At 64.1% G+C, this 26,508-nt stretch carries 30 protein-coding genes and 1 pseudogene; 5 read left to right on the top strand and 26 right to left on the bottom strand.

Features of this window, described 5'->3' with window-relative positions; translation table 11 throughout:
• Positions 1 to 124 precede the first annotated feature (124 nt).
• From FHR95_RS16705 to FHR95_RS16670, 8 genes are all read right to left on the bottom strand, one after another.
• Positions 125 to 421, bottom strand: coding sequence for a hypothetical protein (locus FHR95_RS16705; protein WP_183315267.1), 297 nt, complete (start codon positions 419 to 421; stop codon positions 125 to 127).
• Positions 422 to 541: 120 nt separating this feature from the next.
• Positions 542 to 1,579, bottom strand: a complete 1,038-nt coding sequence (locus FHR95_RS16700; protein ID WP_183315266.1) for a contractile injection system protein, VgrG/Pvc8 family — start codon at positions 1,577 to 1,579, stop codon at positions 542 to 544.
• Positions 1,576 to 2,019 (bottom strand): phage tail protein, encoded by a 444-nt coding sequence (locus tag FHR95_RS16695; protein WP_183315265.1) that lies wholly within the window; start codon positions 2,017 to 2,019, stop codon positions 1,576 to 1,578. The genes FHR95_RS16700 and FHR95_RS16695 overlap by 4 nt, the downstream gene beginning before the upstream one ends.
• A gap of 11 nt (positions 2,020 to 2,030) precedes the next feature.
• A complete protein-coding gene (locus tag FHR95_RS16690; RefSeq protein ID WP_183315264.1) occupies positions 2,031 to 4,349 on the bottom strand; it encodes a phage tail tape measure protein in 2,319 nt (772 codons plus the stop codon).
• 12 nt (positions 4,350 to 4,361) lie between these two features.
• Entirely contained in the window at positions 4,362 to 4,490 is a 129-nt protein-coding gene (locus tag FHR95_RS16685) for a GpE family phage tail protein (RefSeq protein ID WP_183315263.1), read from the bottom strand.
• Between the two features lie 26 nt (positions 4,491 to 4,516).
• Positions 4,517 to 4,840 (bottom strand): phage tail assembly protein, encoded by a 324-nt coding sequence (locus tag FHR95_RS16680; protein WP_183315262.1) that lies wholly within the window; start codon positions 4,838 to 4,840, stop codon positions 4,517 to 4,519.
• 72 nt (positions 4,841 to 4,912) lie between these two features.
• Entirely contained in the window at positions 4,913 to 5,422 is a 510-nt protein-coding gene (locus FHR95_RS16675) for a phage major tail tube protein (RefSeq protein WP_183315261.1), read from the bottom strand.
• A 12-nt stretch (positions 5,423 to 5,434) separates the two neighbouring features.
• On the bottom strand, positions 5,435 to 6,949 hold the full coding sequence (locus tag FHR95_RS16670) for a phage tail sheath protein (RefSeq protein WP_425485309.1): 1,515 nt from the start codon (positions 6,947 to 6,949) through the stop codon (positions 5,435 to 5,437).
• A 307-nt stretch (positions 6,950 to 7,256) separates the two neighbouring features.
• Here FHR95_RS16670 and FHR95_RS16665 point away from each other — a divergent pair, with 307 nt between their 5' ends.
• Complete coding sequence (locus FHR95_RS16665) at positions 7,257 to 9,095, top strand: acyltransferase family protein (protein ID WP_183315260.1); 1,839 nt, start codon at positions 7,257 to 7,259, stop codon at positions 9,093 to 9,095.
• Here FHR95_RS16665 and FHR95_RS16660 read toward each other — a convergent pair.
• From FHR95_RS16660 to FHR95_RS16580, 18 genes and pseudogenes are all read right to left on the bottom strand, one after another.
• Complete coding sequence (locus tag FHR95_RS16660; protein WP_183315259.1) at positions 9,090 to 10,241, bottom strand: hypothetical protein; 1,152 nt, start codon at positions 10,239 to 10,241, stop codon at positions 9,090 to 9,092. The genes FHR95_RS16665 and FHR95_RS16660 overlap by 6 nt on opposite strands.
• A gap of 91 nt (positions 10,242 to 10,332) precedes the next feature.
• Positions 10,333 to 10,680: a DUF4376 domain-containing protein gene (locus FHR95_RS17385; RefSeq protein WP_183315258.1), complete on the bottom strand. Its 348-nt coding sequence runs from the start codon at positions 10,678 to 10,680 to the stop codon at positions 10,333 to 10,335.
• Between the two features lie 30 nt (positions 10,681 to 10,710).
• A pseudogene (locus tag FHR95_RS17445) lies at positions 10,711 to 10,911 on the bottom strand (tail fiber assembly protein); the annotation flags it as partial.
• Between the two features lie 8 nt (positions 10,912 to 10,919).
• Entirely contained in the window at positions 10,920 to 12,146 is a 1,227-nt protein-coding gene (locus tag FHR95_RS16650; RefSeq protein ID WP_183315257.1) for a phage tail protein, read from the bottom strand.
• Between the two features lie 33 nt (positions 12,147 to 12,179).
• Positions 12,180 to 12,809 (bottom strand): phage tail protein I, encoded by a 630-nt coding sequence (locus tag FHR95_RS16645; protein WP_183315256.1) that lies wholly within the window; start codon positions 12,807 to 12,809, stop codon positions 12,180 to 12,182.
• Entirely contained in the window at positions 12,802 to 13,713 is a 912-nt protein-coding gene (locus FHR95_RS16640) for a baseplate assembly protein (RefSeq protein ID WP_183315255.1), read from the bottom strand. Before FHR95_RS16640 ends, FHR95_RS16645 begins: the two co-directional genes overlap by 8 nt.
• Positions 13,710 to 14,048 (bottom strand): GPW/gp25 family protein, encoded by a 339-nt coding sequence (locus tag FHR95_RS16635; protein ID WP_183315254.1) that lies wholly within the window; start codon positions 14,046 to 14,048, stop codon positions 13,710 to 13,712. The genes FHR95_RS16640 and FHR95_RS16635 overlap by 4 nt, the downstream gene beginning before the upstream one ends.
• Complete coding sequence (locus FHR95_RS16630) at positions 14,045 to 14,656, bottom strand: phage baseplate assembly protein V (RefSeq protein ID WP_183315253.1); 612 nt, start codon at positions 14,654 to 14,656, stop codon at positions 14,045 to 14,047. Before FHR95_RS16630 ends, FHR95_RS16635 begins: the two co-directional genes overlap by 4 nt.
• Positions 14,657 to 14,745: 89 nt before the next feature.
• Positions 14,746 to 15,204 carry a phage virion morphogenesis protein gene (locus FHR95_RS16625; protein WP_183315252.1) on the bottom strand — a complete coding sequence of 153 codons (459 nt, stop codon included), beginning with the start codon at positions 15,202 to 15,204 and terminating at the stop codon, positions 14,746 to 14,748.
• Between the two features lies 1 nt (position 15,205).
• Positions 15,206 to 15,688 carry a phage tail protein gene (locus FHR95_RS16620; protein ID WP_183315251.1) on the bottom strand — a complete coding sequence of 161 codons (483 nt, stop codon included), beginning with the start codon at positions 15,686 to 15,688 and terminating at the stop codon, positions 15,206 to 15,208.
• Positions 15,685 to 16,122 (bottom strand): holin family protein, encoded by a 438-nt coding sequence (locus FHR95_RS16615; protein ID WP_183315250.1) that lies wholly within the window; start codon positions 16,120 to 16,122, stop codon positions 15,685 to 15,687. The genes FHR95_RS16620 and FHR95_RS16615 overlap by 4 nt, the downstream gene beginning before the upstream one ends.
• Positions 16,119 to 16,931 carry an N-acetylmuramidase domain-containing protein gene (locus FHR95_RS16610; protein ID WP_183315249.1) on the bottom strand — a complete coding sequence of 271 codons (813 nt, stop codon included), beginning with the start codon at positions 16,929 to 16,931 and terminating at the stop codon, positions 16,119 to 16,121. Before FHR95_RS16610 ends, FHR95_RS16615 begins: the two co-directional genes overlap by 4 nt.
• Positions 16,928 to 17,236: a hypothetical protein gene (locus FHR95_RS16605; protein WP_183315248.1), complete on the bottom strand. Its 309-nt coding sequence runs from the start codon at positions 17,234 to 17,236 to the stop codon at positions 16,928 to 16,930. The genes FHR95_RS16610 and FHR95_RS16605 overlap by 4 nt, the downstream gene beginning before the upstream one ends.
• Positions 17,237 to 17,255: 19 nt before the next feature.
• Complete coding sequence (locus FHR95_RS16600) at positions 17,256 to 17,465, bottom strand: tail protein X (RefSeq protein WP_343065248.1); 210 nt, start codon at positions 17,463 to 17,465, stop codon at positions 17,256 to 17,258.
• Positions 17,465 to 17,938: a head completion/stabilization protein gene (locus FHR95_RS16595; protein ID WP_183315247.1), complete on the bottom strand. Its 474-nt coding sequence runs from the start codon at positions 17,936 to 17,938 to the stop codon at positions 17,465 to 17,467. The genes FHR95_RS16600 and FHR95_RS16595 overlap by 1 nt, the downstream gene beginning before the upstream one ends.
• A 107-nt stretch (positions 17,939 to 18,045) precedes the next feature.
• A complete protein-coding gene (gene gpM, locus FHR95_RS16590; RefSeq protein WP_183315246.1) occupies positions 18,046 to 18,762 on the bottom strand; it encodes a phage terminase small subunit in 717 nt (238 codons plus the stop codon).
• An 11-nt stretch (positions 18,763 to 18,773) separates the two neighbouring features.
• Positions 18,774 to 19,796: a phage major capsid protein, P2 family gene (locus FHR95_RS16585; protein WP_183315245.1), complete on the bottom strand. Its 1,023-nt coding sequence runs from the start codon at positions 19,794 to 19,796 to the stop codon at positions 18,774 to 18,776.
• 12 nt (positions 19,797 to 19,808) lie between these two features.
• On the bottom strand, positions 19,809 to 20,615 hold the full coding sequence (locus tag FHR95_RS16580; RefSeq protein ID WP_183315244.1) for a GPO family capsid scaffolding protein: 807 nt from the start codon (positions 20,613 to 20,615) through the stop codon (positions 19,809 to 19,811).
• 146 nt (positions 20,616 to 20,761) lie between these two features.
• Here FHR95_RS16580 and FHR95_RS16575 point away from each other — a divergent pair, with 146 nt between their 5' ends.
• The 4 genes from FHR95_RS16575 to FHR95_RS16560 all read left to right on the top strand — a co-directional run bounded on the left by FHR95_RS16575 (position 20,762) and on the right by FHR95_RS16560 (position 26,504).
• Positions 20,762 to 22,537 carry a terminase large subunit domain-containing protein gene (locus FHR95_RS16575; protein WP_183315243.1) on the top strand — a complete coding sequence of 592 codons (1,776 nt, stop codon included), beginning with the start codon at positions 20,762 to 20,764 and terminating at the stop codon, positions 22,535 to 22,537.
• Entirely contained in the window at positions 22,534 to 23,622 is a 1,089-nt protein-coding gene (locus tag FHR95_RS16570; RefSeq protein ID WP_183315242.1) for a phage portal protein, read from the top strand. The genes FHR95_RS16575 and FHR95_RS16570 overlap by 4 nt, the downstream gene beginning before the upstream one ends.
• A gap of 1,076 nt (positions 23,623 to 24,698) precedes the next feature.
• Positions 24,699 to 25,634, top strand: coding sequence for a tyrosine-type recombinase/integrase (locus FHR95_RS16565; protein WP_183315241.1), 936 nt, complete (start codon positions 24,699 to 24,701; stop codon positions 25,632 to 25,634).
• Positions 25,635 to 25,646: 12 nt separating this feature from the next.
• Positions 25,647 to 26,504 (top strand): hypothetical protein, encoded by an 858-nt coding sequence (locus FHR95_RS16560; RefSeq protein ID WP_183315240.1) that lies wholly within the window; start codon positions 25,647 to 25,649, stop codon positions 26,502 to 26,504.
• Positions 26,505 to 26,508 lie beyond the last annotated feature (4 nt).

Below are 26,508 nucleotides of genomic sequence, written 5' to 3'. Positions count from 1 at the left end.
GAGCCACCAGCAGCTTGAACCACTCGTCGTATCGATTGCTCATAAAAACACCCCGAAGGTTGGATTGGGTGTCCAACTTTCGGGGTGCAGTTCAGGGATGGCGGGGGCTTTTTACTCTGGATGGTTATAAAGCAGAGATATTATTGCCTTCATCGTCGTAGGTTTGGTCTGAGCCGCAGGGATCGCAGATGTCATCAATGTCGATATCGAAGTAGACGGAGCCGAACTCTTTGAGCTCCTTCCGTTCTTGGTCATCAAGCTCAAAGCTTGCGAGTTGTGCTGGCGTGAGGCGCGTACCCCCTGAGTCTTGAATTTCTTTGAGCTGCTCGGCAGTTAGCCTCTCAATGCTGATTGGCACCTCCACTGTGCCGGTGCAGTGTCGGTCTGTGCCATCGGAACATGGTAATTCGTAAATTGGCATCTTCTGTTCTCCTGTGTCGGTACTGTCCCTGGGGCTGTTGCCATGCCCATGACAAACTTAGCATAAGACAATCACCCAGCGCCCAGCGCCCAGCGCCCAGCGGCGAAAATGTGTTGCCCTTCAGTCTTGCTCGAAAGTGCCTTGTCTTGGGCTATAGCTTCCGCTATCACGGACCTCCATCTGCACGCCGCTAATGTATGCCATGTCGCTCAGGTCGTGGGTGACCTCGGTGACGAGCCACGCCACGGCGTCGATGGTGGCCTTGAAGCCGGCCAAGCGCACTGGCGTCTCGGGGTAGAGGTCGGGTCGCCCTTCGGCCAGCGTCAGTGAGCATTCGGCGCCGCCGCGCTGGATGCGCTGCCACTCGCTTTTGGCGGCGCTCGCGGCGTCGTCGCGGCTGGCGTAGGTGTGGCGCATGCGCTTGAGGTTCTCATCAGAGCCGGCGATGACCTCGCGGCGCTCGGCGGCATCCGGATCGTGCCAGTAGGCGAGAACGCCTGTGAAGGCGTCGCGGTCGGCCTCCACGTAGCGGTGGCTGTCGCCGTGGTGGCGGCGCAGGGTCACCGGGGCGATGGCGCGGCCGCTGGCGGTGCTGGCCTGGCCGGCGGCCATGAACAGCAGGCGCCCGGCCTTGATGGTGGCGATGGCGTCGTATTGCTCGGCCAGGCGGGTGAGGAAGTGCAGATCAGACTCGTCCGTCTGGTCGGCGTGCTCCACGTAGACGCCCTGGAGCGTGGTGCCGATGGCGGGCTCGAGGTCGTGGCGGCGGGCGATGGTGGTGACGATGTCGCCGAGGGTGAGCTCGTGCCAGCCCTGCGAGCGCTTGCCGGGCAGCTGGCGGCGCATGTCGGCGCTGCGCGCGCGGATGACGACGACGTCGGGGGCGCCGGAGTGCTCCACCTCGTCGACGATGAAGGTGCCGCGCTCGACCAGGCCGGCATCCTGCCAGCCTAGCGCCAGGGTGAGCTCGGCGCCGTGGCGCGGCAGCGCGAGGCGGCCGTCGTGGTCGGAGAGGGTGATATCGAGCTGGTCGGCCTCGAGGCCGCGGCGATCGGTGAGGCGCAGGCGCATCAGGCGGGCGTCGAGCTCGGGGCTGATCACCTGGCCGGCGAGCGTGAGGCGGTAGCCGGGGGCGCGGGGTGGGCGTGCTGTGGTCATGCCAGCAGCCCGGTGGCGGCGCGGGCCAGGGCGCCGGTGAGGCTGCCCAGCAGGTCGGCGCGGTCGTCATCCACGCGCTGCAGGGTGAGCGAGAAGCCGATGCGCTGGGCGCTGCCGTCGCGCATCTGGTGGCTCTTGTTCTCGTTGAGCGATTCGATGACGTAGAGCCCGTAGAAGGTGCCGTTGCCCTCGATCAGCGGCCAGGCGGCGCCCTCGGCGGCCATCTGGCGCAGCTGGTCGAGGTTCTGCTGACCGCCGGTGAAGTGGGGCAGCAGGGTGCCGGTGAGGGTGATGGTGTCGTCCCCCGGGCCGAGGAACTGGCGGGCCGGGCGCTTGCCGATGCGCCCCTGACCCTCGTGGCGCCAGGCGCTCTGGCGCTGCAGCTCCTGATAGGGCGCGGAGTTGAGGGCGAAGACGAACATGCCGTAGGCCATCATCATGCGGGCGGTCCTCAGTCGATGTCGTGGAAGGCCGAGCGCCGGCGGGCCTCGGCGTCGCGGGTGGCGCTGGCCATGGCGCGCTGGACTTCGCTGGCCACGCGCTGGGCGAGGGCCTGCTCGTCCATGCCCGGGGCGGCGTTGATGGTGATGTTGATGCCACCGTTCAGCGTGGAGCCGCCGGCGCCAGGCGCCGAGAGCGGGGCGCGGGCGTCGAAGCTGGGCGGGCCCAGGGGGCCGCTGCTGCCGGCCACGGCCCCGGCGCTGGCCAGGGCGGCGGTGCCCAGCACCAGGCCGCCGCCGGCCTGGCGCAGGCGCTTGGCGAAGGCGTCCACCTCGCGCAGCGGGCCGCGCTCGTTGCGCGCCAGGCCCTGCTGGTAGCCGTCCATGGTGTGGCCGCCGAGCTCGGCGAACACCTTGGAGGGCGAGGCTATGCCGAGCTTCTCCTTGAACCAGCCGGTCACCGCGCCGGCGGTGCTGCCGATCTTGTCCTTGAGCACCTGCCACTTCTCGTCGATGCCGGCGATCATGCCGTCGACCAGGGCGCCGCCCAGCGACTTGAAGCCCTCGGGGATCTTCACGCCGAGCTTGTCCAGGGCGGTGCTGATGCCGCGCCACAGCAGGCCCAGCGGCGACCAGTCGAGCAGCAGGCGGGTGACGCCGAGGATGCCCTCGCCGAAGGCGGCCTTGATGCCGGCCCAGGCGGCGCCGGGCATGGCCTTGAGGCTCTCCCAGAGGGCGGCGAACTTGGGCCCGATGGTCTCCCAGTTCTTCCACAGGTAGGCCGCGCCCAGGGCGACGGCGGTGATGCCGGCGATGACCCAGCCGATGGGCGTGGCGGCGAAGGCCGCCGAGATCACCTTCACGCCGCTGGCGACGATGGGAAGGGTCTTGGCGAAGGCGGCCATGGCGCCGATGGCCTTGCCCACGCCCAGCCCGAAGCTGAGCACGCTGGTGATGGCCTTGCCGGCGAACAGGGTGGCGGCGATCACCGCCAGGTTATCGAAGCCGCCCACGGCGGCGGCGGCCTTGGTGGTGAGCACGCCGAGGGTGGCGGCGAAGGTGGCCGCGCCCCGGCCCAGCTCGAGGATCACCGGCACGGCGGCCTTGAGGCGCTCGCCGAACTCGCGGGCGAAGGCCTTCACCTCGTCGCGGTTCTCGCGCATCCAGCCGGAAAGGTCGCCCATCAGCTCGGTGATGGCGGGCATCAGCTCGGCGCCGATGGTGTTCTTCATGCCGGCCATGCCGAGCTCGGCATCGAGCATGGCGTCCTTGAAGACCTCGGCGTCGCGGGCGGCCTCGTCGCTGAGCACGTAGCCGGTGGCGCGGGCGTCCTTGCGCAGCGCCTCGAGGCCGCTGGAGCCGTCCTTGAGCATGTTGACCATCGCCACGCCCTCGCGGCCGAAGAACTTGGCGGCGAGCGCCACCCTGTCGGTGTGGCTCTCGACCTGGGCGAGCCGATCGGCGACCACGCCGAGGGCGGCGTCGGGGGTGAGCTGGGCGAGCTGGTCGGCGTTGATGCCAAGCTGCTCGTAGGCCTTGGCGGCGGCACCGCTGCCCTGGCGGGCCTCGCCGAGGCGCTTGACGAAGCGTTCCAGGCTGGAATCGAACTTCTGGGTGCTGACGCCGGAGCGCTCGGCGGCGTAGCGCAGCTCCTGGAAGGGGCCCAGGGCGATGCCGATCTTGTCGCCGCTCTTCGCCACCTCGTCGCCCAGGCTGGCGGTGGAGTTGGTGAGGCCGAAGATGCCGGCCGCCGCGCCGGCGGTGGCGAACAGGGTGCGCCGCCCGAAGCGCCCCACCTCGCCGGTCATGCGGCTGAAGCGCCCCGAGACATCGGCGTCGGCCAGGCGCTGCATGGCGTTGCGCTGGCGGTTCAGGCGTTCATTCGTGGCGCGGATCTGGCGGTCGAGGGCCTGCTGCTGGGCGGTGAGGCCGCGGGTGCCGTCCTCTGCGCGGGGCAGCCCCTTGGCGAGCTCGCGCACGCGGTCGCGCTGGTCGCGGTACTCGGTGTTGAGCTTGTCGACGGCGGCCTGGGCCTTGGCCTGCTGCTGGGTGAGGCGCCGGGTCGGCCCGGTGGTGGTCTTGAGCTCCTGGGTGACGCGCTCGAGCTCCTGGCGTTTCTCGCGCAGGGCGTCGCGGGTCGCCTTGCTCTGCTGCGTCATGCCGCGATATGAGGCGATGCGCTTCTGCTGGTCGTTGAAGTCCTTGAGCTCCTCGCGGCTCTCCTTCATGGCGCGACCCACGCCGCGGCTGCCCTGCATGATCTTCTTGAGCGGGCCGGTGGCCTTGTTGATGGCCTTGAGGGTGACGGAAAGGTTCAGGTCCTTGGCCATGCCGGCTCCTGGTTAGCGGCCCCGCTGCTTGGGGGGCTCGAGTCGTTGGCGGGCGCGCTCTCGCCAGTTGGCGAGCTCCTCGAGGGGCATGGGGTCCATCTCGCCGGGGCCCCAGTGGAACACCATGGCGAGATCCGCCATGGCGTCCTCGACGCAGTTGGGCAGGCTCAGCTCTCGGCGTCGGCCTTCATGCGCTTGGGTAGCAAAAAATTGGCCACCACGTTGCCCAGCTGGACCATGTCGGCGGGGTCCAGGTCGCGCAGCTCGGGCTCGGTGAGCGCCGGCTCGGTGATGCGCGGCAGCACCTTGGTGAGCGCCTGAACATCCATGTTGAGCACGTCGGCCAGCGACACGCCGCGCAGGGCGCCGGACTTGGGCTTGCGCACCTGGATCTCGGTGACGGTCTTCGAGCCGCGGGTGATCGGCGAATCGAGCTCGACGGTTTCGGTGATGGCGCGCGGCAGCTCGGCGACGCTGTTCTGTTCGGTCATGGGGTCTCTCCTGGTGCAGGCAGACGGCCCCGATCGGGGCCGCTTGGGTGGGTCTCGTCGTTCGGCGACCACTTACAGGCCGAGGTTCTGGCGGCGCTCGGCGAGGCGGTCGACGCCGCGCACCCGGAACACGTAGCCGGGCACGTCGATCTCGATCAGCTCCTCGCCGTCGACCACCAGCTTGTAGTAGGTGCAGGTGGTGGTGACCTCGATGCTGTTGCTGTCGCCGGGGCTGACCTCGCCCATGGCGATGGTCTTGTGGCGGCCGCGCACGGTGACCTCCACCGGCACGGTCTCGCCGGTCTCGTCGGACTCATAGGAGCCGGCGAAGCGCAGCAGGTTGGCGTCGTGCTGGGCGGTGCCGTACTCGGTGAAGATCTCGGCGATGATGCCGCCGACCTGCCAAGCGAACTCGATCAGCTCCTGGCCCATGTCCAGCTCGACGGTGCCGTCCATGCCGGCGCCGCGGTACTCCTCCACGGCGCGGGCCAGCTCGGGCAGGGTCAGCGTGGGCACCTGGCCCTGCCAGTTGTTGCCGTCGCCGAACAGGTTGAAGTCTTTCAGCTTGCGGGGAAGTGCCATGTCTCTCTCCTATCAGGCGGCGGCGACGCGGTCGGCGAAGTCGACCAGGTAGCGGTCGGTGATGCGCTGCTGGAACATCAGGTTCTCGAGCGGCGGCACCGGCGTGTAGTCGTAGTCGATGTAGAGCTTGCCGGCCTTGAGCACCTCGGGGGTGTTGAGCTCGGCGTCGAACCAGGCCGAGCCGCCCAGCAGGTAGCCCCGCCGGATCCACTCGCGGAACTTGGCGTTGATGCCCTCGATGATGTCCTTGACCAGGCTCGGGTGCATGGGCAGGTCGACGGCCCAGAGGTGCGCCTCGGCGATGGTGTCGGCGATCACCTGGGCGGAGCGGGTGTAGTTCTCGAAGGCGAACAGCGGGTCGATGGAGCAGGTGCGCGAGCCCCAGAAGCGATAGCCGCCGCGCTGGATCAGCGTGGTGACCTCGTGGCTGTTCAGGTAGCCGGCGTCGGTGGCCGGGTCCTGCAGGTCCCAGAAGACGTCCTTGCTGATGCCGCTGACACCCTCGACGGGGCGGTTGGAGAGCGTCTTGTGCCAGCCGAACTCGTTGTCGAGCTTCGCCCGCAGGCCCATGGCGCGGGCCACGGCTGAGAGTGTGCGGGTGGAGCTGGTGGCGGTATCCCAACCGGTGAAGGCGGGCCAGATCACCATCACCTCGCGGGCGCCGAAGTTCTCGCGGTACATGGCCGCGTCTTCCTTGGTGGCGCTGTCGCCGGCGGAGGCGTAGACGAAGCCGCGCAGCTTCTGGGCGACGCCGATCAGCGCGCCGGTGACGTCGGCGTCGTCGAGCTCGGGGGCGCCGAGGATGCGCGGCTTGACGCCGAAGGTCTGCTCGGCGGAGAGCAGCGCCTGCAGGCCGGTCTTCTTGCCGGTGGTGCCGTCGACCCCGCCGATGACGTTGGTCTTGGTCTCCTCGTCGGTCTCGCCTTCGGCGACGCGCACCACCACGACCAGGGTCTTGGCCTGGTCGCTGATGGCCTTGAGCGAGCGGGCCAGGGTGCCCTCCTCGCCGGCGTCGCCCTGGGCGCCCAGCGGGTCGGTGAGCAGCACCGGGGTATCCAGCGGGAAGGGCTCGTCCTCGCCGCCGGTGAGGTTCTGGAAGCCGGTGGCGTTGACCACGCCGCTGCCGTCGCCCTCTTCGGTGGCGGTGACCAGGGCGTTGGCCTCGGTCTCGGCGTTGACGGCGCTGGCCACCTCGGCGGCGGTGCTGGTGATGGCGCTGTCGATGTCGGTGGCCAGGCTGACGGTGATGTCGCTGCCCGAGACCGTGACGCCCAGGGTGGCCGAAGCGCTGCCCGGGTCGACGTAGCGCACGCGGATGGCGTTGCCGTCGGTGCCCGGGGTGGCGGCGGTGTAGGTGACGCCGGAGTTCACGGCGGCGAAATCGATCAGCCGGCTGGCGGCCACGCCGGCGGCCGCGTTGGGGGCGGTGGCCACCAGGCCGATGACTGCGGTGGCCACGGTGCGGATGGGCCGGGTGCCCTTGTTGATTTCGACGACACGGATGCCGTGGTGGTAGTCCTGGGCCATGGGGAGCTCCTGCGCAGGGGTATCGTGAGTCGATGCATGACGTGCTGCCATGCTTGCGCGCGCAGGGCGGGGGCTCTAGCGATGGGGGTTGTGGATGGTGGGGCTACAACATGGGGCGCTCGAGCTTGGAATTGACCTCTGCCGCGATGGCGGCTCGGGTGCGGGCCGCCTGTTTGATAGAAGACCAGATATGGCCCATCCGCACAGTCGAACTGGGGCGTGAATACCTTTTGAGGTAAGATGCGCCGCTGGCTGAAAGCCGGTGATGCCGAATCGATTGCTGCATGTGAAAGGAGTTACATACGTCATGGGATCGCGAGCTGCGCAGAGAGATGATATACAAGGGCTGCGAGCGCTTGCTGTACTGGCGGTCATCCTGTTTCACTTCAACAGCGACTGGCTGCCCGGCGGATTTGTTGGTGTGGACGTTTTCCTGGTTATTTCGGGATATCTGATCACCACCATCGTGCTCCGGAACCTAGAGCGTGGCAGCTTCTCGTTCCTGCATTTTTATATCGCTCGGGTTCGGCGAATAGTGCCTGCTTACATGGTTTTGCTAGCCATGACATCCCTGGTGATGGCGGTGCTGTTGATTCCCCGTGACTTTGAGACTTTCAAGGAGAGTCTGAAGGAGGCGCTCTATTTCAATAGCAACAACTACTTTGCAAGCCATAACGACTATTTCGCGCCTGACTCTCATGAACTCCCCTTACTTCATACCTGGTCTCTAGCGGTCGAGATGCAGTTCTATCTTTTGCTTCCGGCTGTTTTGGTGTTCGTGCCAAGGCGTTTTTTACCGTGGCTGTTGACTGCAGTCGCCTTATTGCTTCTGGGCTTCTCGGCGTATCAATTGGCCGGTGGCCAGAGCCATTCGGTTTACTTCTCCCTAGCCGCACGTATTCCGGAATTTCTGGTTGGTAGCCTGCTTGCTTTCGGAGGTTTTGGAGCTACGTGGTCGCGGCGTACGAGCAACACGGTTGCGGTTCTTGGCCTACTGATGGTGTTGGGGAGTTTTTGGTTCATCACTGAGCACGCACCGTTTCCGGGCCTGCTCGCTTTGCCAGCCTGCATTGGTGTCGCTATGCTGATTGCAACGCGTAACAGCGTTTGCAATCAAGTGCTCTCGAGCGGTTCACTGGTTCGGATAGGGGCCTTATCTTACTCGTTGTACCTGTGGCACTGGCCCATTCTTGCGTCGTTCCGATACTTCTTCGAAAGTTATTATCTGACGAACACGGTGATTGTCGTGGCGCTTCTGCTGACGTTCGCGCTGTCTTACATTTCATATCATCTGGTCGAAGTACCTTTCCGAAATCGCTCTTTCAGTCTTGAAAAAGTACCCAGGTATGCAGCGCTGGTGGTGTTTGTGCCGGCAGCCATTGGGGTGGCTGGGCTACTGAACTCGAAACTCGTCGAGCCATTGCCCGACAAGCTCACCCGCTATGCGCTACAGAGCGAGATTTGTCATGGCAAAGTTTTAGATAGCTGCACGCGCGGCGAGAGTGTTGCAGACAAGAATCTGCTGTTGATGGGTGACAGCCATGCCGCTCAGCTGAACTATTTTGCTGACGTGGTGGGAGAGGAGCTCAGCGTTCGTTTCGAGGTGGTTACCGCAAGCAGCTGTGTGCCGATTGAGGGGTTCGACATCGAGCGTATAAGCGAGTTTGCGCATGATCCGTGCCGAGGCCAGATTGAAGAAGCCGCGAAGCGGCTTGGTCAAGTGGATGGTGTTGTACTCGCCGGGATGTGGAGCTATCACACCCGCAGCGAGACTTTTATAGACTCTCTGTCCGGATTCTTAGATAAGGTTCAGTCTATGAATAAGCCGCTGCTGGTGCTGTCTCAAGTTCCTATGCTGGAGGGGAATGTTCAGCGCATTCAGCGTTTCAATGTTCTCGGTTTTCCCCGAGCTTCAGGGAAAAATAACGAGTGGCAATTGGCTAACGACCGTGTTGAGAGCTTAGTTAACGATTATGCAAACACCTATTTTCTGGACCTTTCCACGCTCAATTTTTTTGAGCGCGCACCTTTCAATGGGGACGATGTTATCTATTTCGATAGTCATCATCTGAACGAAGTAGGCTCGCGAAAATATGGTAGGACAGCGATTCCTTTCATCGAGGAATGGATCCAAGAGGCTCTATGAATCACTTTTTCGGGCACAGTAGATAATGGAGTTGTCAAAGTCGCGTATGGAGTATTGGTGATTCATGGAGGCATAGACTATGCCTTCATCGGTAAAGTTTGGGTACATCATTTTTTCTGACTCAAAGCAACCAGAGATTCCTGAGTTTGAGTAATATTCACTTTCATCAAAGTAGAGATACTCAAGCTTGTCGTTTACCGTGATGCTCGTATGGTAATAGGGCATCGCGACCTCTCTCTTTTCTACGACTTCAAAATCTCTACAGTTTTCGCCCTTTGCAACGATGATTTCATTTTTTCGCTGGAAATTATCAAATTTTTCTGTTCGATGTGTCTGTTGTTTTTCAGTATAGGCAGTTGCTACCATGATGGACTGCCCGTCGTAGCCAAGTCCGGTGGGCCTGTTTGAATGGCTATCTTCACCTATAAGATAGCTGAGGTCGCATGTGTTGGAGATTGCATCTTCTTCAAGTGAATATTCGACTAGCTCAAACCCGATCAGTCGATTTTCTTCATAACTATGCATGGAATAGGCGATTATGAAACCATCGTTGCTAACTGCAGGTGTTCCAGCATACACTACCTCGCCATCAGTTGAGGGGATAACGATGCTCTCATTTTTGAAATCGTCCGCTGCCTGTCTCAAGACCAGGTGCCCAGCAAGAATTCCTTCTGGCTGGAGTCTTGAAATAAGATAGATATTCCCTTTGTGGCTTAATAGCCTTGGGTAAGTGTAGCGCCCAGCCATTACCTTGATTTTATTGGTTTCCCCGCTTTTAAGATCATATTCATAAACATACATTGGGGTGCCATGATATGAAGTGGCAATTATCAAGCGTTCCCGTGCTTTGTCGAGGATGATCGAAGGAGCGGCATGGTCATCAGCTTTGCCTTTGTCCCAGTTAATGTCTTCTCCATAGGAGTGAATAACAGTCTTTTGTGCCACCTCCCTGTTCTTTACCGTAGCGAGTATAATCTCACCTTGATTTGTCATGTAAGTTATATATTTTTTATCTTGATGAGAAGCGGTGACAGGGGTGTTGTAAAAAAGAAGATTTCCGTTGTCGGTTATCTTGGCCTCTTCGTAAGAAAAGCATCCAGAAATTAATAATCCGGTTGAGATGTATAATGTGAGTTTTTTAATCAAAATTTGATCCCGGTTTATGGGTTATACAAATTCTCGGATGCTATCATGCCATGTGGCTAAAGGGTAGATCTCAGGCTGTTTGTGCCTATGGTTACCATGATATTCGATCAATTTTATCCCTGTTCCGCTCACGCATGGCAGTATCGATATCATCCTTGCGTGCCCAACTGCGCTGGTAGATGCCCTCAATGTGCTCTAGGGCGGCTAGGCTCAGGACGTCCATTTCTTCGGCGGTAAGCTCGTGGTTGACGTTGGACTGACCGCGGAACGTCATGATGGTGTCACCCTTTCCAGCCGCGATCAGGCGCTGTGCCTTTGCGGAGAGGGCGAGCAGGTTGATCTGGTCCTGTGGACGTGTTTGAACGATGTCCTGCTCTCCAGCAATGTCATATGGCTTCCCCTTGGTGAAGGCCTCGTCACGGGCGGTTTCGATCTCCACGCGCTTGCGAGTGCCTAGAGTATCTAGATCAGGCGGCGGAATTTGGACCCAGGTGGGGCGGCCGCTCTCATCGGCACCCCGACGCTTACACGAAGGCGCTGTACCAGAACCGTAGGTTTCCCACTCCGCCTGAGTTACCTCAATAGCGTCTCTGGGCCATGTACCGGCTTGACGATATAGAGATAATAATTCTTTCGGGAAAAAGCTATTCTTTGATGGGCTGAAATACATTATTCACCTCAATATCCAATTGCTAGAAAACTCCAGTCGGAGGGGTTTGTTTCCCAGTAGGCAGCAAACTCTGATAACGTTGATTGAAGCCAGTCCCACGAACCTGCCACCGACCGTGTGGTATTTCCTCCCGAATCGGACGCTATTCCAAATAGGAAAGCATTCGGAAAGGCAATAGGCATGGCTGCAGTGATCAATCCAGCTGAGCCCGATGAGGATGCCTGCCCCCACTGAATAATTAAGCCGCCTGGAAGTACTTGGTATCCATTGTTCGCTTTGTTACCCCAAAATAGCGAAGAGAACTCTAGCGCCGTAGACCCGCCGGCGACATGCCACTTGCTCGAAGACGCCCGTACCAGCACCAGGGCGTCACCCTGCCCAACAGTTAACGATGTTTCTGTACTGCCCCCCGCTGCGATCTCGTCGCTTCCAGAGCGCTCGACCGTGATCTCTTCGTTTCCACCGTTGATGAACATGCATATCCCGCCATCACGCATATTGATCACTGGGGGGAGAGTGATTGTGAAGGGGCCGTCAGTGGCTAGGATGGCCTTGCCAGCATCGGCAGCGTCGAGTTGCGTAGTCTCGGTAATCTCCAAAATGCCTGCGGTGTTGCCCAGCAAGGTGTTGATCGTCGACACGAGACCAGCTGGATGCACTGCGCGATCGGTACGGGTACCTTCTCGGGCCTGCTGGCTGGTTGCAAGCTGCACCATGCCCTGCTCGCTGGTGGTGGCGGCGGGGTGGTTGCGGCTGGCCTCGTGCTCAGCGCGTTGGTCGTCGACATATTCCCTCGTCGCGAGCACCACGGATGGATCGACCTTGAGGGTGACGGCGGCGGTGTCGCTGACCTCGAGGACGAAACGCACGGTCTGGGTGCGGCTGGAGCCTTCGGCGAGCACCGGCTTGTAGGTCTCGGGGTAGTTGCCGACGCCGATCAGGTCGCCGTCGACGTCGAAGATACCGATCTCGCGGATGGTCCAGCCGCCAACGTCGGGTGGTAGCACCTGCTCGACGACAATCCAGGAAGGGTTATCGGGGTCGGTGGTGCTGGTGTTGATGGGCGCGCGACGCACTTCATTGATCAGTGACTCTGCACCACTGTCCGGCGTGGGAAGGCTGCCCCCGCCATCGCCGACGGCGAGCTCGGTGATCTCGATGGTCTGCCCCAAGGCGACGGCGTTGGCCAGTTTGGCCTGACCGACGTCGGTGAGCAGGGTGTAGAACTGGGCCATGTGGGTCTCCTGTTGTGTGACGATCTGGGCCGATCAGGGCTGCGGGTACACGGTGGCGGTGTCGACGCTGTCGGTAGCCGCGCCCAGGTAGAACAGGCCGGTCACCTGGCTCTCGGCGGCGACGAAGGGATAGACGGCAGTGACGTCGCCGTCGTACATGGCGCTGCCGAGGTAGACGATGCCCTTGCTCTCCCCGGCGAGATCCAGGGCGGTGATGTGGCGAGTGAGCGGCTTGGCGTCATCCACCAGGCGCTCGAGCTCGGTGTACATGGCATCGGTGATGCCGGTATCGAGCACGCCGATCTTGAGCGCGAAGGTGCCCGGGGTGCCCAGGGGCTCGGTCTGCCACCACTCGATGATCTCGAGCAGGTAGCCCAGCGGCTCGACCACGCGGCGCAGGGCGCTGATCGTGCCCTTCTTGCGGTGGATGTAGAACGCGGTGGCGATGACGTCGCGCTTGGCGGCCTCAGACCAGCTCGGGTCCCAGCGATCGACGCTGAAGGCCCAGGCGAGGTAGGGCAGCAGCCGCGGCGGGCAGGTGGTCGGGTTCCATAGTTGGCGAAGCGGTACCGGGACGCGCTGGATCTCGGCCAGCGCCTCGGCGGCGGCACGTTCCAGGGGCGTGCCGTTGGGCGGCAGCAGCGGTCGGCGACTATCACTCATCGCTGCCCCCGATTACCACGGTGGTGCCGGTGCAGTGGGCGGCCTGGGTGTCGTCGAGCACCACGTCGGCGGTCGGCGCGGCGAGCTCCACCCGCTGGACGCCCTCGACGTGCAGGGCGGCATGGATGGCAGAGATGCGGATATCGCGGCCCAGGCGGCGCTGCTCGGTGATGTAGGTGGCCAGGGCCGCCTCGGCGGCCTCGAGGATCGGCTCCTGCTCGGGCCCCGGGTAGACGTAGAGGGTGGCGTCGACGGTGTAGGGGGTGATGGCGGCCGACTGCACGGTCAGGCGGTCGCCGACCGGGCGGATGTCCTCGGCGGAGAGGGCGGCGTCGACCACGTCGATGAGGTCCTGACTGGCGGTACCGTCACCTTCGGTGCTGAGCAGGGTGACCAGGGCCTCGGCCGGGCTGGGGCTGATAGCGGTGGCGTCGGCCACGCGGCCGTCGGCGCTGATGGCGTGGAAGACGTAGGCGCCGCGCGGGCCGGCAACGCTGAGCCCCTCCCAGGCCTGCTGGGCGCGCAGGCGCAGGTCCTCGTCACTCTCGTAGGTCGGCGGCACCGGCGGGGTGGCGTCGGGGTCGCCCGCGTCGATCAGCAGTCGCTCGACCTCGAAGTTGGAGACCAACTGGTCGAGGTCATCGCCGCGCGAGTAGGCGAGCATCACGGCCTTGGCCGCCTCGTTGACGCGCTGCCGCCAGACGAGCTCGCGGTAGGCGTTCTCCTGGAGGAGCTTGGTGAGCGGCTCGCTCTCGCGCTCGAGGGTGGCCTCGACCTCGGTGCGCTGACTGGCCGGCACCAGGTCGAGCAGCGCCTGGCGGCGCTCGGCGAGGATCGCCTCGAAGTCGAGGGTCTCGACGATCGTCGGTGCGGGCAGTTGCGAGAGGTTGATGGTTCCACTCATGGGGCGGGCACCTCGAGACGAATGGGCTGGCCGGCGGTGGTCTGGCCCTCCACCTCGATGACGGCGCGGCCGGGGCGGTCACTGCTGACCGCGCGGCGGATGGCGGTGACGCGCAGGCGGGGCTCCCAGCGGATCAGCGCCATGGCGGTGGCGGCATAGACCTGCAGCAGGGTGGCGTCGTTGAGGGGGCGGTCGATCAGCTCGGGCAGCAGGCTGCCGTAGTCGCGGCGCATGACGCGCGAACCGATGGGCGTGGCGAGAATGTCGCGCACGCTCTGGCGGATATGCTCGACACCCTCCAGGGCGCGGCCGGTGGTGGCGTTCATGCCGGTCATACGGGCGCTCCGGTGTTTTGCTGGCTATCGCCGTCGCTGTCGTTGCCCTGCGGGTGCTGGTGGCTGTCGCCGATGTCGGTGCCGTTGTGGGTGACGCTGCCGCCATTGATGGCGAGCGTGCCGTTGATCACGGTATCGGCGTTGAGCGTGGCGCCGCTGCCGGCGGTGGCGGTGAGGGCGGCCGGGGTGTCGACGGTGACGTCGCCCTGGGCGGCGAGCGTGGCCGAGCCGGGCAGGGTGGCCTGCAGGTGGCTGGCGGCGTGGTCGTACTCGATGACTGCGCCGTCGGGCATCACGGCGTGCCACTTGTCGGCGCTGTCGCTTGGCGCGGGGTGCTGGGTGCGGTAGAGGCCGGCGAGTACCACGGCGCTGGCCATATCCCCACCGGGGGCGAACACCACCACCTGCTCGCCCTCGGTGGGCGGGTTCCAGGTGCGGGTGGTGCCGGCGCGCTCCTCGAGCCAGGGCAGCCAGGCGGTGGTGATCTCGCCGGTGGCCACGCGCACCCGGGCGCGGGCGTGATCCACCTCGGCGACGGTGCCGAGGCGGACCAGGTTGTGAATCAGGCGCAGCAGCTCGGCGGCGCTATACAGGGGGCGTTGGCTCATGGCGCCATCGTTGCCCCTGGGCGGGGCTGGCTCTAGCCGGGGGCGTTGTGAATCGGAGCGCTACAACACGACGCCGCGGCGTCGGGCGGCTATAGGGCGCCGCCGATTCTCTCGAGGATCATGTCGCGCACCACGGCGCGATCGGCGTCGCTGTAGCCGAGCAGGCGGCGCTCGGGGTAGTCGTGCCAGGGGCCGTTGCGGTCGACGTTGTCGCGCAGGCCGTACTGGTGCACCCGGGCGATGCGCGCCACGCGCCCGGCGAAGCCGACGGTGGCGGCGTCGGCCTGGCCGCGCCCCTTGAGGTACTTGGCCTGGCGGATCTTGGCGAACATCACGCCGCGACGGATGGCGCCGGCCTGCTCGCGGGCCTGGGGCTTGCGGGGCGCGAAGGGGCTGCCGTCGGGGTTCTCCTGGCGCTTGATGCGCGCAGCCTGGCGCTTGCGCAGCACCTGGGCGATGTCGCGGGCGAGCTTTCTGCGTTCAGCGGGTTGCAGGCGCTCGATCAGCGGGCCGATCCAGTCCTCGAGGGCGTCCAGGTCATCGCTCATGTCACTGCTCCCACTCGGCGACCAGGTCGTACTCCTCGCTGTCGTCGACGTCGCGGATGTAGAGCTGCCAGTTGCCGGCGGCACAGGGGTCGATCTCGAACTCGGGCTGGCGATGGTCGACGTGGATGGTGCCGGCGTCGCAGTCGACGAGTGCCACCACGCGCTCGGTGAGGGTGACGTCGATGGCGAGATCCCAGCGCTGGTTGTCGAGCAGCTCGGCCTGGAAGCTGACGGTCTCCTCGGGCACCAGGTCGGGCTGGTAGCGGCTGAGCCACTGCAGCAGCGGGATGATCACGGTGTCGAGCTCGCCGGCGTGGTCGGTAAGCACGACGCGCACCGGCACCCGGTACTGGTGCGAGAGGTGGGCGCCACGATGGAACTCGATGCTGCCGTCCTCGATGAAAGTGAGCAGCCGGTCGGGGTTACGCTTGAGGTCGGGGATGCGCTCGAGCAGGTAGGCGCGCAGCGAGTGGAGCTTCTTCATCTAGTGTCGGCCTCGTCGAGGAAGGTGCCGCGACGGCCCTTGAGAGTGCCGGCGATCTTCTCGCCGCTCCGCCCGGCGATATAGCCGCCCACGCCGAGGGTCATCAGGTTCCATAGCGGCTCGGGCAGCTCGAGGTGCAGGCCGACGCCGAACATGGCGCCGAGATAGGGGGCGAGCAGGTAGTTGTTGGCGACGATGGCAACGATGACCAGCATCAGGATCGGGCGCCAGTTGCGCTGTAGCCAGCTCTCGCCGCTGGCCTCGGCGAGCACCACCTTCATGCGCGCCTCGAGGCCGGCGTCCTGCTGGTCGATCAGGCGGCGCTGTAGCTCGGCCTTGAGCCGGGCGGCCTGGTCCTTGTCGGTGACGGCCTGGTCGATGACCTCCATCACTGGGCCGGCGACAGTGCCGAGCACCTGACGGATAAGATTCATGCGGCTTTCTCCAGGGCGCGAGCGTGGCGCCGGTAGGCGGCGGCGAGCTTGGTGTCGTAGTCGTTGCGCTCGAAGTCGGGGCCGTTGTAGCGCCGGGCGAAGTCGCGCCAGTCGCGACGACGCAGGGCGGCGTGGATGGCCGGGTCGGCCTCGATGAAGCGCACGAAGGCCTCGAGCTGACGGCCTTCGCTGGCCCGCATCGCCTCCTCCCAGACCCGGGCGCTGCTGTAGCCGAGGTGCTGCCAGTGGAAGCCCATGATCTGGAAGAGCCCCCAGCTGGCCGACTCGATGGCGGCCTCGGCGTGGATCTCGCCGGCACGCGCCAGGCGGCCGTGCTCGTGGGGGCCGCCCTGGTAGCCGCCGGGTCGGCTGTTGACCAGGTTGGGGCGCTTCTCCTCCCAGGGCGCTGGGCTGATGCCGTGGTGCTCGAGGCGGCGGCGCATGATGTGGCGCTCGAAGAGGATCACCGGCGTGGCGTTGCGCGGTCCGCCGAGATGGAAGCCGACGCCGAGGGACTCGACCTCGTTGACGGCCATCACGGCGGCGAGATCGACCTCGAGGGTCTCGGCGGCGCCAACCAGATCGGCCTGGCGCAGTGCCTTGGGGTCGCGGCCCTGCTGCAGGGCGCTCTGGGTCTTGCGGCCGGCTATGCCGTCGATGACCAGGCCCTGTTCGCGCTGGAAGGCGCGCACGGCGGTCTCGGTGGCGGGACCAAAGACGCCGTCGGCGGTGAGGCCGAAGCCGTGGCGTCTCAGGTCGTTATGCAGGCGTTCGACGCCGGGGCCGGTGGTGCCATAGCGCAGGGTCATGGGCGGGACTCCTCCTCGAGCTGGCTGACGCGACCGTCGAGCCGGGTGATGCGTTCCTGAAGGGCGCCGATCTCTCGGCTGGCGTCGCTCTTGCGGTAGTAGAGGTCGCTCCAGTCGCGCAGGTCGCGGCGCAGGCTTTCGATCTGCTCGCCCTGGTAGACCAGGCGCTCGCGCAGCACGGCGGTGTGCTCGCCTAGCGTGACCAGCTTGAGTCCCGCCCAGGCGAGCAGGGCGACCAGGGTGAGCTGGATGCCGGTCTGCAGATGCCGTTCGAAGACGTTGGGTTTCACGGTGGTATCCGCCATGCGGTCCTCTTGTTGCGCGTCAGCTCCAGAGCTGGACGGTGTCGACTACGGCAGTTGTCGGCGGCTCTTCCGGCAGCTCGACCAGGGTGCCGTGGGGAAGGATAGGGCCGAGCTCGGCGAGCCCGGGGTTCATCTTGAGCGCCTGCTCGGTGACGCCGGCGGTGGTGCCGAGCACCCGGTAGCAGAGCGCGTCCAGGGTCTCGCCCTGGTGGGTGCGCACGCGGGGCACTAGATCAGCTCCACGGTGGTGTGGCGCTCGCCGAGGATCTCGCTGACCGCCCAGCGGGCGTCGCGGCGGTAGTCGTCGGCGGCCAGGTCCTTGGCCTCGCCGCGCTCGTCGCCCTCGCCGGTGGCGCTGTAGTCGCGGTAGCGCTCGAGCAGGCTGGCCATGGCGGTGGCATAGAGGGCGCGCTGGTAGAGCAGCACGTAGTGCCCCTCGGCGGCCCAGCCGGGGGCGGCGACCTCCTCGGCGGTGGCGGCGCCGTCGTCGATCCGCGCGGCCTGCCAGTCGGCGAGCTGGAGGTTGACGTCGGCCAGCGCCACGCGCAGGGCGTGGGCCACGCGGGCCTCGGTGACGGTGGAGTCGACGCGCTCGGCGTCGCGGAAGGCGGCGGGGTCAACGGCGGGCCAGAAGCCGTTGTTGGTGATGGCGGCCGGCGCTTCGCTGGTCTCGCCGGTGCCGTAGGAGATGAGTGACGACATGGCCGGGCCTCAAGGTGAAGGAAGGGGGTGGACCGGGATCGACGAGATGGGACCGTGGTCCGCTCTCCCCCGGTGCCCCCTTGGCGTCGGCGTGCGACTCGGTGGCGTCAGGCCGGGGCGTGGCCCTGGCCGCTGGCGTTCTTGGCGCTCTCGTCACGCACTTGGCGCTCGAGGCGTTCGATGTCCTTCTTGACGCCGGCGCGCTCGTTGAGCTGCAGGGCACGGCGCAGGTGCTCGAGGGCCTCCTCCAGGTTGCGCGAGTCGCGGTGGGCGTAGCCCAGGGCCTTGTGCAGCTTGGCGCGGATCTGGTCGTGCATGTCGGCGTCGGCGGTCAGGGCCTCGGCGCGGGCGAGATACATGACCAGGTCGGCGGCGACCTCGGGCAGGGTGTCGCCCTCGGTGGCCTCGAGCCGGGCCAGCCCTTCCTCGGCGACCTGCTCGGCGACGATCGAGGCGGTGTCGCGCTCAAAGCGGTCGGGGGTGTCGAGGCCGTGGCGCAGGGCGTATTCGGCGACTTCGATGCCGCCCTCGAGGTCGCCGACGTCGAGGCGCCACAGCATGACGGTCATCAGCACGTGGTCAGCGGCGCCCTGGCCGCCCTCGAGCACGCCGGCCACGTAGGCCTCGAACTCGGGCAGCAGCTCGCGCTTCTTGGCGACCTTGGCCTCGAGGCTCTTGATGCCCTTGAGGGTGCGGCGGGCCTCCCAGAGGGCGGCGGCGTGCAGCTCGTACTGCTCGCCGCTCTGGGCGGCGCGGGGATCGGCGGCCCCCGCCGCTTGCGCGGCGGTGGCTCGCTGGTAGTGCTTACGGGCGGGGCTGGTCATGGGCTCTCTCCTTATGCGCCGGTCCAGTCGCCGAAGACGATGTTCTCGACCAGGCAGCCGGCGCCGAAGTCCTCGATGACGTAGGCGTCGTTGGAGGACTCGTAGTTCTCCACGCGCTTACGCTCGGGCTTGTCCTTGATGTAGCGGCGACGGCTGCCCTGCTGCCAGTAGAGCGAGAGGTTCTCGGGCATGGTGATGAACAGGCTGCCATCGGGGTAGAAGGGCACCCGTGCGGCCTGCTGGCCGCCCATGCGCTTCTGGCTTATGACCATGTCCAGCGCTTGGGCCTCGGTGGGCGTGGTGGCATGCTCCTGGATCAGCGGGAAGTACTTGTCGGCCATGATCTTCCGGCCGCAGATCACGCGCAGGTCGGTGGACTCCCGGTGCCAGGGGTCGATCAGCTCGTTGACCACGTCATAGACCAGGGCATCGAGGTTCTTGTAGTCGCCTCCCGGGCCGACGCGCACCTCGCCGACGTTGGCGCCCTCGGCCAGCACCCGGGCAGTGGCCCGCTCGCGGTAGTGCTGCAGCCAGCCCTTGTTGACGTCCTGCAGCAGCGGGTTCGCTACACGGTCGGTGGCGGCGGCGCCGCTGGTGCCGTTGAAGCCGATCATGATGCGGTCGAGTGCCTGCTGGCGAACGATGGCGTTGCGCACGCGGGTCTGGAAGTCGGGGAACTTGGCCCAGGCGTCCAGCTTGCTCCATGGCAGGAAGGTGTCGAACTCGGTGGAGAGACACTCGTAGCCGTTGTCGTCCAGGGTGGAGAGGTCGCGCGGCGCGCGATCGTTGGCGGAGACGTCGGTGCGGCCGGCGATCGGGCCGGAGAGGCCGAGGCCGAGCTTCTCGCCCTTGATCTCGTCGACGCCGACCATGTTGATCATGCCCAGGAACTGGCTGGACTCCTGGATCTTGGATTCCAGGGTCTGCTGCACGCTGGGCTCCACGGCGAAGCTCTCGGTGGCGCTGGGCACGCCGGAGAGCTGAGCCACACGAGAGAGCAGGGCGTTGAAGTTTTTGCGGGTATCGTTACGCATGGGCGGCGGTCCTTAGCAGTCGGTCAGCAGTGCGTTCCCGCCACCGGTGGCGGGGGCGCGGGGCGGGGAGGTCGGTTCGTTGTCGAGCGCGGTGTAGAGCTCGTCGAGGCGGCGCTGGGTCTCGGCGTGGGCGGCCTCGAGCTCGCTGAAGGCCTCGGCGCTGGGGCGGCCGGCGAGATCCGCGGCCAGGTCGGCGTGCTTCTGCACGAACACCTCGAGGGTCTGTTCGAGCTCGGTGCGGAAGTCGGCGAAGCCCTGGTCGGTCTTGGCATCGTGCTTCTTGAACAGCGCCTTGACGCGCTCGGCGAGGCTCGGGCCCTTGTCTTCCGGCTCGGCCGTGGTGAAGTCGAGCTCGGTCTCCATCGCGGCGGTGAAGACGTTGTGCGCCGACTGCTTTCGGGCGGCCAGCGGGGATTCGCTGCCCTGCTGGGCGCTGAACTGCAGCATGTCGGTGCCGAGGCTCGCCGGGGAGTCGGTGACGGCCAGGCCGACCAGGTAGGCCTCTCCGGTATCAGCGAATTCCGGATCCACCTCGATGGAGGTGTAGACCTTCTGTCGCTCCTGGTTCATCTGCTTGAGGCGGTCGGTGGGGTCGATCTCGGCGAACAGTGCGAGCTTGCCGTCGACCTCGCGGGCCTCGAGCTTGGTGACGTCGCCCAGGGCGGGGAAGGGGCCGTCGGCGAACATGCCGCGCATGTGCTCCATCCAGACCCGGGCGCCATAGGTGGCGGGGTCGAAGTTCTTGGCCATCTGCTCGATCCACTCGCGTGAGATCTTGCGGCCGTCGGTGGTGGCGCCTTCGGTGGCGATCCGGAACATGGCGGGGGCCTCTGCTGGTTGCTCGGCGATACGTTGCCGTCAGGTTCCGCGCGGCCGGTCATGGCCTCAACGTTGTGGCGTTGTAGCGCCACGATTCACAACGCGCCCGGCCGTGAGCACCCCGCGCGCACGGTTAGGCTGGCGGCATGACAACGATGCCTGCCGACACCCTCGATTCACCGCGCGTGACCGCCCGCCATCTCTACTGGCAGGGGTGGCGCGTGGTGCGTATTGCCGAATTCCTGGGCGAGAAGCCGCCGACGGTGCACAGCTGGAAACAGCGCGACGGCTGGGAAGAGGCTTCGCCCAGCCAGCGGGTGGAGGGCGCGCTCGAGGCGCGGCTGGTGCAGCTGATCAGCAAGGAGGCCAAGGAGGGTAAGGACTTCAAGGAGATCGACCTGCTGGGCCGGCAGATCGAGCGCCTGGCGCGGGTGCACAAGTACAGCGAGACGGGGCGCGAGGCGGACCTTAACCCCAACATCAACGCTCGCAACGAGGCGCCGCGACGCAAGCAGCGCCACAACGCCCTGGACGAGGAGCAGGTCGAGGCGCTCAAGACGACGTTCCTGGAGACGGCCTTCGACTACCAGCGCCAGTGGTACGAGGCCGGCCAGAAGCATCGCATCCGCAACATCCTCAAGAGCCGTCAGATCGGCGCGACCTTCTTCTTCGCCCACGAGGCGATCGTCGATGCGTTCGAGCACGGCCGCAACAAGATCTTCCTCTCGGCCTCGAAGGCGCAAGCGCACATCTTCAAGAGCTACATCGTCCAGTTCGTCAAGGAGGTGTGCGACGTCGATCTCAAGGGCGATCCCCTGGTGCTCGACAACGGCGCCGAGCTGCACTTCCTGGGCACCAACTCGAAGACCGCCCAGGGCTATCACGGCGACGTCTACCTCGACGAGTACTTCTGGATCGGCCGCTTCGCCGAGTTCCGCAAGGTCACCAGCGGCATGGCGATGCACAAGAAGTGGCGCCAGACCTACTTCTCAACGCCTTCGAGCATCGGCCACGAGGCCTATCCGTTCTGGAACGGGGAGATGTTCAACAAGCGCCGCAAGAAGGCCGACCGCCAGGCATTCGACGTCAGCCACCAGGCGCTGGCCGAGGGTAAGCTGTGCCCCGACGGCCAGTGGCGCCAGATCGTCACCGTGGAGGATGCCATCGCCGGTGGCTGCGATCTCTTCGACCTCGAGCAGCTTCGCCTCGAGTACAGCGAGGACGAGTTCGCCAACCTGTTGATGTGCCAGTTCGTCGACGACAGCCAGAGCGCCTTCCCGCTGACGATGGTGCACCCCTGCATGGTCGACAGCTGGGAAGTGTGGGACGACTACCGACCCTTCGCGCCCCGCCCGGTGGGCGAGCGCGGGGTGTGGATCGGCTACGACCCCACCGGCACCGGCGAGAACGGCGACGGTGCCGGCCTGGTGGTGGTGCTGCCCTCGTGCAGCGCCGCCGAGCCGCACCGGGTGCTCGAGCGTCACCGCCTCAAGGGCGAGGACTACGAGGCCCAGGCCGCCTTCATCCGATCGTTCGAGGCGCGCTACCAGATCGACCACATCGGCATCGACATCAGCGGCCTTGGCGAGGCGGTGGCCGAGCACGTCGAGAAGTGGTTCCCCACCCTGGAGCGCTACCAGTACAGCGTCGACGTGAAGAGCCGCATGGTCATGCAGGCGCAGCAGATCATGCGCAAGAGTCGCCTCGAGTTCGACGCCGGCTGGGCGGATCTCGCCCAGTCGTTCATGGCCATCAAGCGCGAGCTCACCGCCTCGGGCCGCCAGTTCACCTACACCAGCGGGCGCAGCCAGGCGACCGGCCATGCCGACCTGGCCTGGGCCACCATGCACGCCCTGCACCACGAGCCAATCGACGGCCCGGCGGAAGAGGCCGGCCGATCCATGATGGAGATGTTCGAATGAATGACACCGCCACCGCCAAGCCCCGCATCCGCGTGCCTGCCTACCAGGTCAGCGAGGGCGCGGCCGCACCGGCGCCCGCCGAGCAGGGCCGGCCCGAGGCGTTCAGCTTCGGCGACCCCGAGCCGGTCACCTCGATGCGTGACTTCTTCTACGAGGGGCTGTGGCTCTCGGCCGACGAGTGGTACGAGCCGCCGATCCCGCTGGACGTGCTGGCCAAGAGCTACCGGGCCACGGCCCACCACGGCAGCGCCCTGCAGGTGAAGCGCAACATCTTGCTGCGCACCTTCGTCCCTCACCCGCTGCTGGGTCGCCAGGCGTTCAGCGGACTGGCCTTGGATTACCTGGTGTTCGGCAACGGCTACCTCGAGGAGGTGGTCGGGCGGCTGGGCAAGCGGCTGCCGTTCCGCCACCTGCGCGCGCGCTACATGCGTCGCGGGGGTCTCTCGGCCGACCGCTACTGGTGGGTGCCCAACTTCGTCGACCGCGTCGAGCTGCCGGCGGGCCGGGTGATCCACCTGCTCGAACCCGACATCGACCAGGGTATCTATGGCGTGCCGGACTACATCGGCAGCCTGCAGTCGGCCTGGCTCAACGAGAGCGCCACCCTGTTCCGTCGGCGCTACTACCTCAACGGCAGCCACGCCGGGTTCATCATGTACGTCAACGATGCCGCCCATAACAAGCAGGACATCGACGCCATGCGCCAGGCGCTCAAGGACTCCAAGGGCCCCGGCAACTTCCGCAACCTTTTTCTCTACTCCCCCGGGGGTAAGAAGGACGGGGTCCAGGTGATCCCGGTGAGCGAGGTCGCGGCGAAGGACGAGTTCTGGAACATCAAGAACATCACCCGGGATGATCAGCTCGCTGGCCACCGCATCCCCCCGCAGCTGATGGGCATCATCCCCAGCAACACCGGCGGCTTCGGCGACGTCGAGAAGGCCGCGCGCGTGTTCGTGGCCAACGAGCTCGAGCCGTTGCAGGCCACCATGCGCGAGATCAACGAGATCGTTGGCGAAGAGATCGTGCGCTTCCAGCCTTACTCGCTCGACGGCGAGGCCGGGCCAGGCCTCGACCCGACGCGCTGACCAGCGCTCGCCAGCTCCACCGCAGCCGCTCCGACCCGGGCGGCTTTTTTTGCGCCTGCTCGCCAGACCAGGGCCACCCACCCCAGCCCGGCGGCGCCCCGGCGCGCGCCGTCGACACCCCGCCCCGCCTGCGCTCTAAATGTTTTTGTTTTTATGCATGTACGCACTATGGGCTAGGCCTGGCACCTGCAGGGAGCCCTGGCGGCCTAAGTGACTGTGACAGCATGCGTTTTTATGCGGAATGGCGGATTTGGAGGTTGCCGCAGAGCTGGCGGGCCAATCTGAGAAGGTGAGGGGGGCTCGGAAAAAGGTAACATCGGTAACTTGGCCGATTTTCGCTTGTATCTATCTGATTTTGTTGATCTCTGGCGTTACCTTTAAAAGGTAACAAGAGGTACTGCAAAAGGTAACGGTTTTCCAAGTATCTGATTTTAAAGGATAGGGAAATTTCTCTCTGTGACCTTTCAAAAAGGTAACGCATCACCTTTTCATCACCTTTTTGTTACCTTTTGGACACTCGTTCGAATCCCTTGTAAATCAGAAATCTACGCCATTTTTCGGGATGCCATTACCTTTGTTACCTTTTTCCGAGACCCCCACGGATTCTAGGATTGCCCCGCGCATGATGTGCACGCACGCGTCGCACACGCGTACACACGATCTCTCGACCACCGGCGATGCTGGCGAGAAGAAAAGGGAAAATCGTTGGTAGAAATTTGGTACGTGATGGCAATGAATGCCGGAGTGGCGGAGCTCAGTTCCTATCCATCATAGGCGCGACGGAGAAAGTCCTGTCCAGCGCGGGGCGCGCGGTGCCAGTATCCATGCGTGTTGTGGCTGTTGCCTTATCTGTCATAACTGTACATATTTACAGTAGTTGAGCCCTGTTTTTCGCCATGCGTTGGTACATTTTTGGCACACGGGGCCGTGGCTATTTGGTACATCGGGAGGTCCGCGTGGCGACGATCAGGAAGCGTCGGCGAAAGGACGGCAGTTTCTCATACCTGGCTCAGATCCGCATCGCCCGCCGTGGGCAACCAGACCACGCTGAGTCGCGGACGTTCCCCAGGAAGGCGATGGCAGAGGAGTGGGCCAAGCGCCGAGAGCTCGAGCTCAGCAGCCCCGGGGGGATTCTCTCGGCGAAGTGGCGAGGCGTGACCCTGGACGATGCCATCGAGCGCTACCTGCATGAGTTCGCCCAGGATGCCGGCCGTTCAAAACGGGCGACTATCGAGCAGCTGCAGCGCTTCCCGGTCGCCAGGGTGAAGGTCACCGAGCTGACCAGCGAGCAGGTCATCGAGCACGCGGTGATGCGTCGGAGCAGTGGGATCAAGCCCTCGACCATCAACCAGGACATCACCTGGCTTGGCATCATCCTCAAGACTGCGGTGGCCGCCTGGAAGATGCCGGTGGACCTGGGCGAGTTCGAATCGGCCAAGCTGCTGATGCGCAGCAAGGGGCTGGTTTCGAGGCCGGGGTCACGCAGCCGGCGGCCCACCGATCACGAGATCGAGCGGATCCGCGCCTATTTCCAGCGCTCGCAGCGGATCCGGCCGAGCGCGATCATCCCCATGGAGGACATCATGGACTTTGCCATTGCCTCCTCGAGGCGCCAGGAGGAGATCACCCGGCTGCTATGGTCGGACCTGGACGAGAAGGCGATGACCTGCTGGGTGCGTGACGCCAAGCACCCCCGGCAGAAGCGGGGTAATCACAAGCGATTCAAGCTCAGCCATGAGGCTATGGCCATCATCCGCCGGCAGCCGCGCGCCCAGGGCGAAGAGCGGATATTTCCCTACCACGGCAAGTCGATCGGTACCCGCTGGCGGGCAGCCTGCGCTGCGTGCGGGATAGAAGATCTACGCTTTCACGACCTGCGCCATGAGGCGACGTCGCGGCTATTCGAGGCGGGGTATGAGATCGTGGAGGTGCAGCAGTTTACGCTGCACGAAAGCTGGGATGTCCTCAAGAGATATACGCACCTGACTCCAGAGAATCTGAAGCTAAGATAATGCGGGGAAAGTATGATTCGTTATGATGAAGAAAAATCCTTCGAGCTTACTGATTTTAAAGAGATTGCTGGGGAGGATGTTGTTCGGGTCGTAATCAGTAGATGCCCCAAGAAGGTTATGACTAGGGTTGCCAAGGCTAGTGATCATTTTGAAAAAGCTAAAAAGCTATCCGGTATTGATGATGAGATGGGGGTGATCAGGCTTATTGCAGCTGAGGAAGAGCTTGTGGTTGCGATCTTCGAGCTTATTAAGTCACAAAAGCCGGGCGGTGGAAGGTATAAGACATATGTGAAGAAATTCAATAACCATAAAGTTAAACTTGGGTTTTATCCTGTCTTGTCTCAGGTTAAGCATATTCTTTCAAGTATTTATTCTTCTGGGGTTGCTCTGGACGGAATGCAGGGGGATTTCGGATTTAGTTATAGATTGGTTGTTGAGAATGATAAGGCTGTAGCAAGAATATACTACGATGATAAAGGTGGGTATATTGATCATAACCCGATGAGCCAGATCATATCTCTCGAGGATCGGGAATATGATGAAGTGTTGGAAAGCCTTTATAAAGAGTTTGAGGGGCGCGTGCATGCAGATGCAAATATGGACATAAAAACATTTGTCGCTCAAAGGTCGGATTTTAGAAACAAAATCCTTTATGCGACCGATGAGGGTGTCGCCTCAATGGGTGAAAGTCTTGATGATTTGATAAGTAAAGTATTCTCGATTGCCATTCAAGACCTGCTTTGGGTGCTTTGCGTGTTGTCTAGCTATCCTCTGGATAAAAATGCAGATTTGTTGCTTAAGCAGTTTTTTGAACTTTATGGGATGATTTTGAAAGAAGCTGGTGTAAGGGATATTAAGCCCCTCCCATAGGGGC

The organism is Halomonas fontilapidosi (assembly GCF_014192285.1).
Classification (GTDB): Bacteria; Pseudomonadota; Gammaproteobacteria; order Pseudomonadales; family Halomonadaceae; genus Halomonas; species Halomonas fontilapidosi.
The sequence above is the reverse complement of the archived record's forward strand: the minus strand, read 5'-3'. Positions and strand labels throughout refer to the sequence as shown.

Bases quoted from the DNA above. Each gene is read 5' to 3' on its own strand.
- FHR95_RS16705 (WP_183315267.1), bottom strand. From the start codon at position 421: ATGCCAATTTACGAATTACCATGTTCCGATGGCACAGACCGACACTGC.
- FHR95_RS16700 (WP_183315266.1), bottom strand. From the start codon at position 1,579: ATGACCACAGCACGCCCACCCCGCGCCCCCGGCTACCGCCTCACGCTC.
- FHR95_RS16695 (WP_183315265.1), bottom strand. From the start codon at position 2,019: ATGATGATGGCCTACGGCATGTTCGTCTTCGCCCTCAACTCCGCGCCC.
- FHR95_RS16690 (WP_183315264.1), bottom strand. From the start codon at position 4,349: ATGGCCAAGGACCTGAACCTTTCCGTCACCCTCAAGGCCATCAACAAG.
- FHR95_RS16685 (WP_183315263.1), bottom strand. From the start codon at position 4,490: ATGGCGGATCTCGCCATGGTGTTCCACTGGGGCCCCGGCGAGATGGAC.
- FHR95_RS16680 (WP_183315262.1), bottom strand. From the start codon at position 4,840: ATGACCGAACAGAACAGCGTCGCCGAGCTGCCGCGCGCCATCACCGAA.
- FHR95_RS16675 (WP_183315261.1), bottom strand. From the start codon at position 5,422: ATGGCACTTCCCCGCAAGCTGAAAGACTTCAACCTGTTCGGCGACGGC.
- FHR95_RS16670 (WP_425485309.1), bottom strand. From the start codon at position 6,949: ATGGCCCAGGACTACCACCACGGCATCCGTGTCGTCGAAATCAACAAG.
- FHR95_RS16665 (WP_183315260.1), top strand. From the start codon at position 7,257: ATGGGATCGCGAGCTGCGCAGAGAGATGATATACAAGGGCTGCGAGCG.
- FHR95_RS16650 (WP_183315257.1), bottom strand. From the start codon at position 12,146: ATGGCCCAGTTCTACACCCTGCTCACCGACGTCGGTCAGGCCAAACTG.
- FHR95_RS16645 (WP_183315256.1), bottom strand. From the start codon at position 12,809: ATGAGTGATAGTCGCCGACCGCTGCTGCCGCCCAACGGCACGCCCCTG.
- FHR95_RS16640 (WP_183315255.1), bottom strand. From the start codon at position 13,713: ATGAGTGGAACCATCAACCTCTCGCAACTGCCCGCACCGACGATCGTC.
- FHR95_RS16635 (WP_183315254.1), bottom strand. From the start codon at position 14,048: ATGACCGGCATGAACGCCACCACCGGCCGCGCCCTGGAGGGTGTCGAG.
- FHR95_RS16630 (WP_183315253.1), bottom strand. From the start codon at position 14,656: ATGAGCCAACGCCCCCTGTATAGCGCCGCCGAGCTGCTGCGCCTGATT.
- FHR95_RS16625 (WP_183315252.1), bottom strand. From the start codon at position 15,204: ATGAGCGATGACCTGGACGCCCTCGAGGACTGGATCGGCCCGCTGATC.
- FHR95_RS16620 (WP_183315251.1), bottom strand. From the start codon at position 15,688: ATGAAGAAGCTCCACTCGCTGCGCGCCTACCTGCTCGAGCGCATCCCC.
- FHR95_RS16615 (WP_183315250.1), bottom strand. From the start codon at position 16,122: ATGAATCTTATCCGTCAGGTGCTCGGCACTGTCGCCGGCCCAGTGATG.
- FHR95_RS16610 (WP_183315249.1), bottom strand. From the start codon at position 16,931: ATGACCCTGCGCTATGGCACCACCGGCCCCGGCGTCGAACGCCTGCAT.
- FHR95_RS16605 (WP_183315248.1), bottom strand. From the start codon at position 17,236: ATGGCGGATACCACCGTGAAACCCAACGTCTTCGAACGGCATCTGCAG.
- FHR95_RS16595 (WP_183315247.1), bottom strand. From the start codon at position 17,938: ATGTCGTCACTCATCTCCTACGGCACCGGCGAGACCAGCGAAGCGCCG.
- gpM (WP_183315246.1), bottom strand. From the start codon at position 18,762: ATGACCAGCCCCGCCCGTAAGCACTACCAGCGAGCCACCGCCGCGCAA.
- FHR95_RS16585 (WP_183315245.1), bottom strand. From the start codon at position 19,796: ATGCGTAACGATACCCGCAAAAACTTCAACGCCCTGCTCTCTCGTGTG.
- FHR95_RS16580 (WP_183315244.1), bottom strand. From the start codon at position 20,615: ATGTTCCGGATCGCCACCGAAGGCGCCACCACCGACGGCCGCAAGATC.
- FHR95_RS16575 (WP_183315243.1), top strand. From the start codon at position 20,762: ATGACAACGATGCCTGCCGACACCCTCGATTCACCGCGCGTGACCGCC.
- FHR95_RS16570 (WP_183315242.1), top strand. From the start codon at position 22,534: ATGAATGACACCGCCACCGCCAAGCCCCGCATCCGCGTGCCTGCCTAC.
- FHR95_RS16565 (WP_183315241.1), top strand. From the start codon at position 24,699: ATGGCAGAGGAGTGGGCCAAGCGCCGAGAGCTCGAGCTCAGCAGCCCC.
- FHR95_RS16560 (WP_183315240.1), top strand. From the start codon at position 25,647: ATGATTCGTTATGATGAAGAAAAATCCTTCGAGCTTACTGATTTTAAA.